This is a genomic window from Natranaerobius thermophilus JW/NM-WN-LF (assembly GCF_000020005.1).
GTDB lineage: Bacteria > Bacillota > Natranaerobiia > Natranaerobiales > Natranaerobiaceae > Natranaerobius > Natranaerobius thermophilus.
Genome location: NC_010718.1, coordinates 593,638 through 606,309, shown reverse-complemented (window position 1 = coordinate 606,309; position 12,672 = coordinate 593,638). Strand labels below are relative to the sequence as shown.

At 35.9% G+C, this 12,672-nt stretch carries 12 protein-coding genes and 1 pseudogene; 4 read left to right on the top strand and 9 right to left on the bottom strand.

All coding sequences use genetic code 11. The features are described from left to right. Positions 1 to 44: 44 nt before the first annotated feature. Positions 45 to 476: an Hsp20/alpha crystallin family protein gene (locus tag NTHER_RS03035; RefSeq protein ID WP_052291937.1), complete on the top strand. Its 432-nt coding sequence runs from the start codon at positions 45 to 47 to the stop codon at positions 474 to 476. A gap of 8 nt (positions 477 to 484) precedes the next feature. Here the strand turns inward: NTHER_RS03035 and NTHER_RS03030 are convergent, their stop codons facing one another. Next, a complete protein-coding gene (locus NTHER_RS03030) occupies positions 485 to 1,540 on the bottom strand; it encodes an aldo/keto reductase (protein WP_012447057.1) in 1,056 nt (351 codons plus the stop codon). Between the two features lie 168 nt (positions 1,541 to 1,708). Between NTHER_RS03030 and NTHER_RS03025 the strand changes: the two genes are divergently transcribed. Beyond that, positions 1,709 to 2,200: a nitroreductase family protein gene (locus NTHER_RS03025; RefSeq protein WP_012447056.1), complete on the top strand. Its 492-nt coding sequence runs from the start codon at positions 1,709 to 1,711 to the stop codon at positions 2,198 to 2,200. Positions 2,201 to 2,227: 27 nt separating this feature from the next. Beyond that, a complete protein-coding gene (gene trpS, locus NTHER_RS03020; protein WP_012447055.1) occupies positions 2,228 to 3,226 on the top strand; it encodes a tryptophan--tRNA ligase in 999 nt (332 codons plus the stop codon). Positions 3,227 to 3,318: 92 nt separating this feature from the next. Here trpS and NTHER_RS03015 read toward each other — a convergent pair whose 3' ends face one another. The 5 genes from NTHER_RS03015 to NTHER_RS02995 all read right to left on the bottom strand — a co-directional run bounded on the left by NTHER_RS03015 (position 3,319) and on the right by NTHER_RS02995 (position 10,253). Continuing rightward, positions 3,319 to 4,716, bottom strand: a complete 1,398-nt coding sequence (locus NTHER_RS03015) for a putative glycoside hydrolase (protein WP_083762841.1) — start codon at positions 4,714 to 4,716, stop codon at positions 3,319 to 3,321. A 169-nt stretch (positions 4,717 to 4,885) separates the two neighbouring features. Further along, on the bottom strand, positions 4,886 to 5,863 hold the full coding sequence (gene mnmL, locus NTHER_RS03010; RefSeq protein WP_012447053.1) for a tRNA modification radical SAM protein MnmL/YtqA: 978 nt from the start codon (positions 5,861 to 5,863) through the stop codon (positions 4,886 to 4,888). A gap of 19 nt (positions 5,864 to 5,882) precedes the next feature. Beyond that, positions 5,883 to 7,739 carry an HAD-IA family hydrolase gene (locus NTHER_RS15005; RefSeq protein ID WP_012447052.1) on the bottom strand — a complete coding sequence of 619 codons (1,857 nt, stop codon included), beginning with the start codon at positions 7,737 to 7,739 and terminating at the stop codon, positions 5,883 to 5,885. A gap of 50 nt (positions 7,740 to 7,789) precedes the next feature. After that, a complete protein-coding gene (locus NTHER_RS03000; protein ID WP_012447051.1) occupies positions 7,790 to 9,499 on the bottom strand; it encodes a putative ABC transporter permease subunit in 1,710 nt (569 codons plus the stop codon). Continuing rightward, positions 9,483 to 10,253, bottom strand: coding sequence for an ABC transporter ATP-binding protein (locus tag NTHER_RS02995; protein ID WP_012447050.1), 771 nt, complete (start codon positions 10,251 to 10,253; stop codon positions 9,483 to 9,485). The genes NTHER_RS03000 and NTHER_RS02995 overlap by 17 nt, the downstream gene beginning before the upstream one ends. Before the next feature lie 150 nt (positions 10,254 to 10,403). Between NTHER_RS02995 and NTHER_RS02990 the strand changes: the two genes are divergently transcribed. Beyond that, positions 10,404 to 11,066 carry a hydroxyacylglutathione hydrolase family protein gene (locus NTHER_RS02990; RefSeq protein WP_012447049.1) on the top strand — a complete coding sequence of 221 codons (663 nt, stop codon included), beginning with the start codon at positions 10,404 to 10,406 and terminating at the stop codon, positions 11,064 to 11,066. Positions 11,067 to 11,126: 60 nt separating this feature from the next. Here the strand turns inward: NTHER_RS02990 and NTHER_RS02985 are convergent, their stop codons facing one another. From NTHER_RS02985 to NTHER_RS02975, 3 genes and pseudogenes are all read right to left on the bottom strand, one after another. Beyond that, positions 11,127 to 11,798, bottom strand: a complete 672-nt coding sequence (locus NTHER_RS02985; protein WP_012447048.1) for an SOS response-associated peptidase — start codon at positions 11,796 to 11,798, stop codon at positions 11,127 to 11,129. Between the two features lie 73 nt (positions 11,799 to 11,871). Further along, the gene (locus NTHER_RS02980; RefSeq protein WP_012447047.1) at positions 11,872 to 12,330 is read right to left on the bottom strand and encodes a GNAT family N-acetyltransferase; all 459 of its coding nucleotides are present in this window, start codon (positions 12,328 to 12,330) and stop codon (positions 11,872 to 11,874) included. 1 nt (position 12,331) lies between these two features. Next, positions 12,332 to 12,634: pseudogene (locus tag NTHER_RS02975) on the bottom strand (arsenate reductase family protein); the annotation flags it as partial. Positions 12,635 to 12,672 lie beyond the last annotated feature (38 nt).

Genomic DNA, 12,672 nt, shown 5'->3' with positions numbered 1-12,672 from the left:
TATTAATTTATCTATCAATCAATCATTGAAGGAGGTATTCAGTGGTGAGATACGCTGATAGCGGTAAAAATTTATTCAATTGGACACCTGGTTTTGGAGTTCTAAATCCACCGGCAGAAGAACTTGTTAAAACGGGTTTCGGTGGAGCTGATATCTATAAAAAAGATAGAGAGTTAAATTTCGATATCGTACTTCCGGGACTTAACAAGGAAGATATAAATGTCCGAGTAGAAAATAATTATCTAGTAGTCAAAGGAGAACTCAAAAAGAGTGAACAAGTAGAACAAGAGAACTATTTAATGGTAGAAAGACAGTCAGGGCTGTTTCAAAGAAATTACCCAATCCCAGAAGAGGTAGATATGGGTAGTTTAAATCATATTACGGCCACCTATGATAAAGGTATCCTGAACGTCAAACTACCTCTCAAAAATGAGCCTAACAGCCATGGTGACTCCCATGAAATTGATATTGAATAACTTGCTAACTACCAATCTCTAAAATGATTTATTTTATCCTGATAATGTTCAGTCAATTGTTCAAGCTTTTCTAAATCATGGTTCTCTAAAGGTGAAAAATTTTTCAAAATCTGGATATTGTCTTCTAATTGATTGATTTGGGATATTCCAATAATAGCAGTACTTATGGGAAAGGAACAGGTGTAAGAAAGTGCCTGTTCCGCTTTTCTAATCCCCTCTTCATTAAATATGTTGCCGTAAGCCATTACTTTCATGGCTATTATCCCCATATTCCTATCCCGGGCTTTATTTAAAAGCTTAGTTTGAAAAGGCCGGTCATGGATATCTCCTGCGTTTAGTGGCATCATAATACAGTCAAAGTCATACTCTTCTAGAGCGTCCATTAACACTCTTGGTTCACGATGACCGCTAACCCCGGTAGATTTAATAACACCCTCTTGTTTTAATTTCTCTAAAGCTTGGATAGATCCATCTTGAGAAAAAGCTTCTTCTAAATCTTCTTGACCATTTATACCATGAATTTGGTATAGGTCTATATAATCAGTTTTTAATCTGTTAAGGCTTTCTTCCACTAGTTTCATAGTTTCGTCATAAGATCTAGATAAGGTTTTAGTAGCAATAAACAACTCGGATCGGTCTATTGCTAGTCCTTCTAAAGCAGTTCCTATGTTTTCTTCACTGGGACCATAAGTGGGAGCAGTATCAATAAAATTAATACCATTGTCGACGGCTTTTTGAATCAATTCTTGGATCTCTTCTTGAGATTCATTCCCTTCTTGAGCCAGAATCCCTCCTCCACCTAATCCCAATAAACTAACCGATCTTTCAGTTTTTCCCAGTTTTCTTCTGGGTATCATGTTTTGATGTTCCTTGTTAGCAGGATTCGGATCTTTGTTTTTGTCAGCATTTAGCTTGACGGAATCTTCATTATCTTTTAAATTATTATAATGTGGAGATGAATCTTGATCTTTTTCAGGAAATATTTCCGAATTGATTACATAAATTACACTACCAGCTATCACAACACCGCCAATTTTTAAAAAAGTCCTTCTACTTATGGTCATTTAACAACCATCCCTCCACATTAAAATCACTCATTGAGATCATGAAAGATCTTCTCCAAGATCCCTCTTTGACTTTCTGAAACTTTTCTGACAAAATTATTATTAACAATCATAAATTATTTGTTCATCAATTGCAAGATTACATATCCAAAGGGGGTATCAAATCAGATGAGCCTAGAACTTTTATTCCAAAGGCGCAGCATTAGAAGCTATCAAGATCGACCCGTAGAAGATGATAAAATCAAAAAATTAATAGAAGCTGGTATGGCTGCGCCATCGGCACGGAATATTCGTCCTTGGCATTTTGTAGTAATTAAGGATCGAGAGATCCTAAATAAAATCACTGACATCCACCCTTATTCCAGTATGCTAAGAGAAGCCCCCATGGCTATTGCTGTATGTGGCAAACATAGTGAACCTTACTGGGTACAAGATTGTTCTGCAGCCATGCAAAATATTTTACTGGCAGCTACTGCTCAAGGTTTAGGATCAGTTTGGCTAGGGATCTATCCAAGGGAAGATCGGACTCAGGAAGTTAAAGATTTACTTGATTTGCCAGAAGAGATCTCACCACTTGGAGTTACAGCCATAGGATATCCTAATGAAACTAAACCTCAAAAGGAAATGTATGAAGAAGATAAGGTGACTGTTATCGAATAAGAGTTCAATAGAAAATGAGGTGATATTTTGACATCCAGTAATAAACCAATAATATTCAGTGGTGCTCAACCTTCTGGAAGTATGACTCTAGGTAATTATATCGGAGCTGTACAAAACTGGAAGGAAATGGAGCAAGATTATCAATGTATCTTCTCCATCGTGGATCTTCACTCTTTAACAGTTCGTCAAGATCCAAAACAGTTTAAAAAAACAGTTCTATCCTTCTTAGCTCAATATTTAGCATGTGGACTAGACCCAAATAATAGCATTATATTTTTCCAATCACATGTTAAAGAACATAGCGAGCTATCTTGGATACTTGGTTGTAATACCTATTTAGGAGAGCTAAATAGAATGACTCAATTTAAGGAAAAGTCGGAGCGCCACGCAGATAATGTAAATGCTGGCTTATATACCTATCCTATTTTAATGGCAGCAGATATACTACTATATCAAACTGACTTGGTCCCTGTGGGAGAAGATCAAAAACAACATTTAGAACTGGCCAGGGATATTGCAGAAAGGTTTAATGGTGCTTATGGAAATGCATTCAAAGTACCAGAAATCCATATTCCAAAAATCGGGGCTAGAATAATGAGCCTTCAGGAACCCGAGAAGAAAATGTCTAAATCCGATGAAAATGAAAAAGGTGTCTTATTTTTACTCGACGAAGAAAATGTCATCAGAAAGAAAATCAAAAGAGCAGTCACTGATAATGAAAACCAAATTGCTTATAATGATAGTCAACCCGGCATCAAAAATTTAATTACTATTTACTCAAAACTAAAACCTTGTACAGTAGAAGAAGTAGTAGAAGAGTATGCCGATCAAGGCTACGGAACTTTCAAAAAAGATGTGGCTGATTTAGTTGTGGATAGGTTACAACCTGTCAAGGATGAATACAATAAATACATGGAAAACAAAGATTACTTAGAAGATGTTTATCATGAAGGAGCTAGAAAAGCCGCAGAAATTGCAGCAGATACCATGGAAAAAGTAAAAGATAAACTTGGACTAGTAAATTAAATTGAAACTAGTCATAAAAGAGCCCGGATTTTTATCCGGGCTCTTTTTAATGTTAAATGTTGCTTTTAAATAGTTATTGATAGATATAAAATCTAATCTTCTAAGGGTTTATAATCTACCCCTTTGGTGTATCGGTTACTAGCGTTCCAAAGCAGGAATTCTTCTACACCTTGTTCGTTTAAGGCTCGAATTTGATCTTCTACCTCGTCAACTCCATATGAAATGTAATTACCTTGTCCTAACCAGCTAGCAGTAAAATCTTGAATCCAAGGTCGTGATATAGGTGGTTCTTCCAATTTATCAAGTAATTCATTTTCTCTTTCGGTATATTTGTAAACTAATTCATAAGGTTCAGTATCAGGCTGAGAGATCCCAAAATACCCTGGTCCCCAATGGCTTGGATAAATCATAGAAGAAATCACATCGACATTTTGGAGTATACTAAAGAAGTTCTGTCCAATTTCTCTTGATTCGGGAACAGTTACAGTGTAACCAAAAACATCCACGGACACATCTACATCATAGGATTGTAATCGATCATAGGCATATTCTGTGAAATCTGAGACTGCCATTACCCGGGCAAGACCGTACTCATATTCCGGAGGCGAGGCTTTTTCTTTTAATTCTTCTGCTTTGTATTCCTTGATTTCTTCTTCATCTTCTAAAATATCCTCATTTTTTTCGACAACATCTTCCTCATCAATGTTGTACTCTGTAAAATCTGGATTATCACTTGCTTGTTCTTCCAACATTTCTTCCCACTCTTCTTCAATACGTGGAGTTAATTCCTCTTCAGTATAATTTCCTAAGGAGTATTCTAATTCATCAGCTCTACTGCCATGACCTTCAGGAAATCTTACATAGTCAAATTGAATTTCTTGAAAGCCCATTTCAGCAGCTTTTTCAGCTATTTTTAAATTGTAATCCCAAACTTCTTCCTTATAAGGATTCACAAAAGCTTCTCCTCCACTATTTTTCCAAACAGAACCATCTGATCTTCTAAAAGAATACTCTGGCTGTTCCTCAGCCAAAACTGTATCTTTAAAGACCACGACTCGAGCAATAGGGTAAATATCGTGTTCTGATAATTTTTCAAGCATTTCTTCGGGATCGGAAATATAGTTTTTACTGAATTCGTCAAACTCTGTTCCATCAAGTTTAAATGTTATATTACCGTAATCATCTTTGACATCAATAACCATAGAATTTAACTCCGTATCATCAACTAATTCAATTAATTCTTCCATACGAGAGCCGCCTGCAGTGTGACCTGTTACATAAATTCCTCTGACTCCATCTTCAGGATAAGTGAATTCAGGCCCTAGATCCTTCTCTTCTTCATCTTCTTTCTCAGTTTGCTCATCACTATCATCGTTTTGATCCTGGTCTTTAGAATTTTCATTTTTTTCTTCTTGATCAATGTTTTCTTCGTTATCTTTGGGAGAATCTGTTGTTTCCGAATTATTACAGGCTGTAACTGAAAAAATCATTACTAAAGCGAGACTTAAGATTATAAGCAACTTCTTCACCATGAACACCTCTTTGCAAATTATTATTGTGTAATTTATATTGACATAAAGATAGATATAAATTTGTATTTACTTATATTCGGCATGGAGGGGATGAGTTCCTCTCCATGTTAGATATTGGCATAAAAAATTATTTCAAAAATCTTTTTAGAGCTTTGCCATTCAAATAATCACATTTAGCTCCTTGCCAGGTATTTCTCTGTTCCAGTTCACTTTCAATTTGCTCTTTTAAATACCACCAACTTCGATCCCAATTATTAAATATGACTTTATCTTTAGGACCTTTACCAACAAGTCGTTGTACTACTATTTGAGGCGATAAATATTCTAAAAAGGTGATAACCCGATTTACATACTCAGTTAAAGAGATAATATTTAATTCATCCTTCTTATACAACTCTCCCAATTTTGTCCCTTCCACTACATACAAGGAATGAATTTTTATTTGATCAGCATTGACTGCACTCATAATTTTTGCCGATTCAACAATATCTTCTAAGCTATCTCCAGGTAAATTGAGTATTAAATGAATACATGTAGAAAATCCACGCTGTTTTATTCTCCACATAGCATCTAAAAATTCAGCCAAGGTATGGCCCCTATTAATGTATTGAAGGGTTTTATAATTAACAGTTTGCAAACCTAGTTCCACATCTATATCTAAATTAAATTCATGGTGGATTTCTTCTAGAACATCTAAGTATGCTTCATTGATACAGTCTGGACGTGTAGATACTGAAATACCCACCAAATCTTGGTCTTCTGCTGCCGACCAAAGGAATTCTTTAAATTTATCTAAAGGCCAGTAGGTGTTAGAAAAGGCCTGAAAGTATACAATAAATTTCTTGGCTTTAAACCTTTTTCCAAAGTACTCTTTGTTCTTGGCTACTTGTTCTTTAATAGCCATAGAATTGGGAAGACAGTCAAAGCCTGAACCTTCTTCATCACAGAATATGCACCCTTCTTCTCCCATAACCCCATCTCTATTAGGGCAGGTACCGGGGAGATTGATGGGAATTTTATAAACTTTTTCTCCGTATTTGGATTTTAAATAAGAGGAATAAGTACGATAACGATTGTCTGATCCCGTCCATTCATTCTTAATCATCATTAGTCCTCCTTGAAAATTAATTTTTTAATTTATCTAGATAGTTTATTATATCCCAGGGGTGCTTTAAATTTTCTTCCCAAGGAATGTCCCGGTCAATCAACTCTTGTAGATTACAATTGTAGGCTAAAAATGGTATTGAAGCATCTTGGGCTGCTTTTGCGTCTATCCAAGAATCTCCTACCATGACCCAATCTTCAGCTTTAGTATCACCAAAATGCTCTAAGATGTATTCCGCACCAGAAGGAGATGGTTTCAAACTAGTCATCTGCTCCCTACCTACCACCAATTGAAAGTATTCATCTAAGCCAAATTGTTTCAAAGCTTTCATAGCAGCTTTATATGAGTTATTAGTCAATACGATCAGAGTATACTCATTAGCTAAAGTTGAAATCACTTCATTGATATCAGGTTCTGTTTCGGCCTTATCCATGCCTTCAGCTTCAATGGCAGTAATTAAAGCCCACAATCCATCTTCTTGTTCCTGATCCAAAGTGGAATGTTGACGAGCAGTTTGAATCAAGGTAGCAGCAGTATGTTTCTCAAGGTTAGTAATTTCGGGCAAAAGCTGTTCTTCTTGGAGATAATTCATGACTTCTACTTTCATTTTATTAAAATTTATTTTTGAGTTGATCAATGTATTATCTAAATCGTAGATAATGCCCCAAGGATGATTAAACTGACTTTGATTTTCACTAGTATAACGTCTGGCAATCTTTCCTTCACCTACAAGGCCTTCAATTACAGGTAAATTTTCCGGCGGACATCCGGGCACAAAAGTTCCTTGACTTTTATGCTTGTATAGGCAATTTCCGATCAGTATAGAGTTGGAGCTACCACTAATCTCACCTTGTGTTAATGGACCGGCATATACAGTTTTTCCCGATAAATATGGCTCCACTCCCTGAGTTTGGATATCATCTAAGGAGCTCATAACTGTATTTTTACAGCCTGTACAAACTTCCTCATTAAATATTAAATCAAAGTCAACATTAAATTGATAATCCAAATCTTTGATCCGAGTAAATCTTCTCGCTACTTGATCTATATCTGTCACATCACCTGAGATGGTGATCTTATCTCGTCTCAATTCACCTAAACACCTATTATAACATTCTCCCTCAATCTTAAGTTCATCTTCCTCCAAACCCATTATACCTGCAGCTATTGAATCTAAGGCCACAGGATCGCTGCTGGCTAAAATAAGTCCCATGGGTACAGATTCTCCATAGACAGGCCCCATACCCTCTAATGCATAGGTGGCATCTAGGACTGAAACCACTGGAGGCACAGTTGCCAGTATATCTGATACTCCTTTAGCTAGGCCATATTTATTATGAAATGCTTTTTTTATTTTATCTGGTAGTAGTCCTTTTAGATTTTTGATACTCAGGCTAACTTCTACCTGATCATGAGTTTTCATAACTGGTACTGAAATTATTAGATCTACGTCTTTGACTGTTTTGGCTACAGGCAACTGGGACAGTGCTTTTCCACCTCCTGGAACTTGAAGGTCTACTACCGAATCCTGTTTTAAATCAATAACTTGATAGCCCTGCTGTCTTAGCTTCTCATATCCCGTAGTAGAGATAACATCTTCTGTGTTGACCCCTACTGCTGATGAGTCACCAATAATAACTTGTCCTCCCAAGGATCGGACTATATCTGACAGTTTTTGAACTATTAAAGGATGAGTAATGGCTCCTCGAAAATCTTCCGGGGGAACCGCCACTAGGTTGGGCTTAATCAGAACCTGTTTATTTGGAGCTATATAATCATTTAAACCCGTGTCAAAAAATAGCTGCTTCATTTTAGCAGCGATAATGTCATCACTATACTGGCAACCAACTTGGGCTATAGAAACTTTGCTTGACATAACACCTCTCCTTTATGATTCCTGATACCTGATAAATTTTATTTTTTAGTTTAACCTATCAAAAAATTACTGAGCCGGTCAATACTTTTTAGATAACACCATCGAGTTACAAACACAGCAGTCCCAACAAAAATACCTAAAGATATTGTAATAACCCACCATATGGGAAAAGCGCCGGGAATAATCACTAGTAATCCAAGAAAAGCAGCAGTGACCAATTGTATTAAAACACTGACAATGGAACGAATTTCGCCCTGAATTTTATTGTCGCCTCCAATGCGATTCAATTTATCACCATTTTCAAATTTTGGATTCTCTATATCCAGGTATAAAATAACAGATGTGATTACCAGGGCTTTTCCAAAAAGTAGTGGTAATGATAAGTACCAGGGATAAACTGTTAAATTGGGAATTAAATAAAATATTAGATAAGCTATTTTCATAATTGCCAAATTTATTATCAAACCAAAGGATAATTTCCAAAAGTATAATCTATGTTTCGAAATCGGCGCAGTTTGTAAGTTCCATAAAGCCTTTCCCTCGGCACTAAAGGCAATGCCAGCCACACTTCCACCGGCTTGAGTACCAAATAAACCTATGAGTAGTAAGTTTAAACTAGCTTCCAGATTAAATATCCCTGGGTGATGAGTTTGGCCTTCTTGAGGAAAGTTCACAGCTAATATCCCTAACATGGCTACAATTATCAAGATGTTATACCACATAAAGGGTGTTCGCTTCAACAAAAGTAAATCTTTTTTTACAACGGGTGAAATGGCAGGCAAACTTAAGTGGTTAATCAATCTTGAAAAAATGCCTCCATTTTTACGAGAAAACTTGCCTCTACTACCTGCCTGTACATCCATACTCTTCGACCAGCCAGTTAGAAATACCTTTTCAGCTATAAAGACACTCATTAAAAAACCTAAAATAGCCGTAACTGCTAAAGGAATAAGAGACTCCCAGATTGTCACATCAAACTCAGCCAAGGGAAACATTAAACTCCTGGCCATCCACAAATGGGGTAATTCTAATTCTAAATAAGCTTGCATATTTTGACTGATAGTAAGAATCCCTTCAGGTGTGATTTCTACTTCTGCTATCTGAACGAAATACTGCCAACCAACAAAGATAATAAAAGCCATGGCAAAAGAACAAATAGTAATAGCTTGTTTCATAACCACAGATGGAACGAAACGGGCAATAACAAGGAGTAAAATTGTTGCTACAGCGGTAAAAATTAATCCACCACAGATCAAAACAAATAATATTATAGGTAAATATAAAATGCCTGCACCTACCGCCAAACCATAACCCAGCCATATAGTACCAATAAAAGGAATGATTTGCACCACATTGATACAAAAGCTCTGTAAAAATTTACTTGCAAATATTGCCTGAACCGATAGAGGTAAGGTTAATAATATCTGTACATCTCGTGACTCAAAATAATTTTCAAAAACAATTCTGATACCATTAAGCATTAAAAAAAAGAAGACCAAGACAGCGGTTGTTGCTAAGATATGGGTTTCTAAGATAGGCATTAGTCCAGCATCCCATTGTTCTTCAGTTTCAAATAGAAATCTAATACCTGAAAAAATACTTGAACTGAGCCGGAGAAGCAATAAAGCTATGAAACCAAAAGCAACTATACTCAACCAAAAACTGTTATTGCTTTTATGATCATCTTTAATTAAAAAATCTTTTTTAGTTAAATTGAACTGATGCTTTAATAGAAAGACCAATTCATTCCAGATACTCATGTTCATCTCCTCCAGTTAGTTCTAAAAAGAGTTGTTCCAAATTTGTTTCATCTTCTTGGGAAGAGTGAGGGGTCTGATTCTTTTGAGAATATAACTCATCCATAGTTCCCAAAGCTTTTAATTCACCGTGTTGAATGATCCCTATTCTATGACTCATCTTTTCTGCAATTTCTAAAATATGAGTAGACATAAACACAGCTTTTCCCCTTTGCGCTTCTCTAGTTAATAGATCTTTGAGACGCTTAACACTTCTAGGATCCAGTCCACTGGTTGGTTCATCTAAAATTATAATCTTAGGATCAGGAAGCAAAGAAGCTACTAAAGATGCTTTTTGTTTCATTCCCCGAGAAAAGCTGCCTAGTAATTTATAACTACTATTTGCTAGTTCAAATAACTCTAATAACTCTTCAGCACGAGTCGTGGCCGCTTGGTAATCTAAATCATATATACGAATAATGAAGTCCAAAAACTCGCTCAAAGTTAATTTTTCATATAGCACCGGCTCATCAGGGGCATAACCAAATACCCTTTTAGATTCGACTGATCTACTGTCAAATTGTTGACCATCTAGATAAACCTTCCCAGTAGTCGGTTGTAACAGTCCTGTTAGCATGTTTATCGTTGTAGTTTTACCTGCGCCATTTGGACCTAAAAAACCAAAAATTTCACCTGATGACACTTGAAAATTGACATCTTTAACGGCGTAAAAACTACCGTATTTCTTAGTTAAGTTTACAGTTTCTAAAACATTCAAGCATATCACTCCCCGCCCCATTGACTATTTAATCCTAATAAGGATCTATTCTTGACACTTGTTATCAAAATAATCAATAATAACAAGTGAGAGTATTCATGAGATAAAGTTCCAAAAAATCAATTCAAAATATGAAAGGAGATATTCAGTTTGACTATTGAACAGTTTAAATGTCCTCACAGAGCTAAAAATTTTAGTTATGTAATTTCTTCTCCATCTAGCAACAAAATCGCCATAGTAGATCCTTCATTTTGTGATGAATTATTGGCTACCAAGTTAACAGAAGCTCAATACGATGTACAATATATTATAAATACCCATGCTCATTTTGACCATACTTGGGGTAATGATACCTTAAAAAACATATTTCCAAAAGCTAAATTAATAGCTCATACCAACACAAAATATAAGCCTAACGCAAGTTCAGTTGATATTGCAGTCGAGGACGGCGAATCAATCTGGCTCGACCAACTAGAAATAAAGATATTACATACCCCTGGTCACACTCCTGAGGATATCTGCCTATTAGTCAATAATTCACTCATTACGGGAGATACGCTCTTTGTGGGAAAAGTAGGCGGCACAAGAGATCGGGAAACAGCTAAAACACAATTTGAAAGTTTAAAGAAATTAATGCAACTTCCTCAAGATACAAAAATTTATCCTGGTCATAATTACGGCCCTAGTCCAAGCTCAACTATACAGGCAGAAAAGGAAGCTAACCCTTTTTGTCTGAGACTAGATAATTTCGAAAACTTTTATTGGCTCAAAGAAAACTGGAAAACATTTAAAGAAAAACACAATTTAGATTAAAAATAGTTTTATCTCTAGCTATGTCTTTTTTTAAGTAACGGGATCAAACAGGCTCAACTTTTAACTAACGGGCTCAACCACTTCTGGAAAATCATTTTTATAAGAATTTACAGCTGTTGAGACCTTGTGCCAATCAGCTTTTTGGGTCATAAGAGCCTGGGATTCTGATACTATTTCAGAAAGAACAATATTTGAGGAATATAGCCATTCCTTTTCCCCTTGCTCAGTCAATAATAACGGCATTCTAGAATGTATTTCGGTCAAATTACTATAATTAGGGGCTTGTTGAGTAATTATCACACAACCTGTATATTCTTCACCATTTTGCTTCCAACGGTTCCATAAAGCTGCCATGGAAAAAAATTTTTTGCCTTGTAAATAAATATAATACGGTTCTTTTCCTTGATGAGTTTTTTTCCATTCAAAGAAACCATCGGCTAAAATTAAACATCTCCTTTGATCTACCAGCTTGGCAAAGCTCTTTTTTTCACGCAAAGTTTCAGCCCGAGCATTTATGATTGGGGAACCTTTAGGAAAAGCTTTTAATCCCCAGTTAATATATCCCAATCTGTTTTGCTTTTGTCCGGCAGCAATGGCCAACACAGCTTGACTAGGAGCAATATTAAATCTGGGAGTATAGTTAGACGCTATTTGAGATACATAAGATATTTCAAAACCATAATTTTCGATTATTTCTTTTAGGTCAATAGTTAAAGTGAATCGTCCACACATAATTCGATAGCTCCACCTTCCAAAAAAACCCCCCGATTAAATTTAGCCGGGGGCTTTTTTATGATTTTTAAACTTAACCCTTTTGATATAACATTTCTATATGTTCAATGCCATCTAATATGAATGTATCAGATACAGTTCTAAAATGAAACTTTTTGTAAAAACTTTCAAGGTATTTTTGCGCCTCTATACGAATTTCCTGCCAATTTTTTTGTCTACACATAAAGGACATCACCTGTTCCATCAATTCCAGCCCTAAACCTGTCCCTCTCACTCTTTCGATAGTCAATAATCTCCCCATGGAAGCTTCTTGAAACTTATAACCAGGTGGAATAACACGAGCATAAGCAACAACATTTCCTGAGCTCTGTATAAAACAATGATAGGCCATTTGGTCCAAATCATCACATTCCATATACGGACAATTCTGCTCAACCACAAATACTTGAATTCTTGCTTTAATAACTGCATATAGCTCTTGAAGAGTTAACTCATCAAATGTTTTAATTTCTATATTCATATCTGCTCCCATTTTATAATAACTCCTTCATTTCGTCTTCAATAAATCCTAATACGACTTTATGACCATTAGTTAATATTGGTCGCTTCAAAGCTTTCGGCTTATCTGCTAAGAACTCAGCTAACTCCTCTTCACTTAATTCTTGTTCATCTACCTGACAATTTCTGTATGCAGCACTCTTTTTATTCAAAAGGGATCTAATGCCGTCAGGAGCAAGGTCTCCCAATTGGACTATTTCTTCAGGAGTTAAGGGGTCTTTGACCAGGTCTCGGATCTCAAATTCGACTTCCTTTTGCGAAAGCCACGCTCTCGCTTTTTGACAGGTCTTTCAAGTCGCTAGACAATAAAAGGTCA